Consider the following 705-nt stretch of genomic DNA (forward strand, 5'->3'; position numbering starts at 1 on the left):
TGCTGGAAATTGACCGCTCCCCACTGCTGGCCAAAGCGAAAAATAACGATGACGAAACGGCTCTCCACACAGCTGCTGCTAAAGGCCACAAAAAGGCCATCCAGACATTGCTGGACTTTGACCCCTCACTGGCCAAAGAGAAGACTAACGATGCCCAAACGGCTCTCCACGCCGCTGCTCTTAAAGGCCAAACAGAGGCCATCCAGACATTGCTGGACTTTGACCGCTCACTGGCCAAAGAGAAGGATAAGAATGGCCAAACGGCTCTCCACTACGCTATTTATAATGGCCAAACAGTGGCCATCCAGGCATTGCTGAACTTTGACCGCTCACTGGCCAAAGAGAAGGATGAGAATGGCCAAACGGCTCTCCACTCAGCTGCTCTTCAAGGCCACACAGAGGCCATCCAGTCATTGCTGGACTTTGACCGCTCCCTGGCCAAAGAGAAGGATAGAAATAGCTTGACGGCTCTCCACTACGCTGCTGAAAAAGGCCAAACAGAGGCCATCCAGACATTGCTGGACTTTGACCCCTCCCTGGCCAAAGAGAAGAGTAACCATGGCTGGACGGCTCTCCACAAAGCTGCTGAAAAAGGCCACACAGAGGCCATCCAGACATTGTTGGACTTTGACCGCTCACTGGCCAAAGAGAAGGATAGAAATGGCTTGACGGCTCTCCACTCAGCTGCTTATCAAGGCCATACAG

General features: G+C 52.6%; 1 protein-coding gene. It reads left to right on the forward strand.

The genetic code is table 11. The features are described 5' to 3' along the window. The coding region (locus J7439_RS25750) for an ankyrin repeat domain-containing protein (RefSeq protein ID WP_209204911.1) at positions 1 to 705 on the forward strand (705 nt) is incomplete at both ends.

Source organism: Salinisphaera sp. G21_0 (assembly GCF_017744115.1).
Taxonomy (GTDB): domain Bacteria; phylum Pseudomonadota; class Gammaproteobacteria; order Pseudomonadales; family Endozoicomonadaceae; genus Endozoicomonas.